This window comes from Achromobacter sp. SIMBA_011 (assembly GCF_046535435.1).
Lineage (GTDB): Bacteria > Pseudomonadota > Gammaproteobacteria > Burkholderiales > Burkholderiaceae_B > Achromobacter > Achromobacter dolens.
The window spans coordinates 1-250 of sequence record NZ_JAWRWN010000932.1; the positions used below are offsets into that span (position 1 = coordinate 1).

Here is a 250-nt window from a genome sequence, read left to right on the forward strand (position 1 = left end):
ATGCTGTCGAATTCGGGCGTATGGTCGATCGTCATCGTCTTGCCGTCGAACGTCGTCGGCACGCGGAACCAGTCGACGCGGTCGTAGCTCGCGACCGCGTGGTAGTTGCGCCACCCCGCCGGATACGCGCATTCCGCTGCATTTTCGAACGACATCACGCAGCGTTCGCCGCGTGCGCCCGTCAACCGGAAGTAGAACCATTGCGCGAACTCCGAGCGGCTGTCGCCGCGTACGCGCAGCCGGATCGCGT

The 250-nt window shown here is 64.8% G+C and carries 1 protein-coding gene; it reads right to left on the reverse strand.

All coding sequences use genetic code 11. The annotated features are described in order from the left end of the window. Window positions 1-250: M14-type cytosolic carboxypeptidase (locus tag SB816_RS33730; RefSeq protein WP_410548467.1), on the reverse strand; the 250-nt coding region annotated here is incomplete at both ends.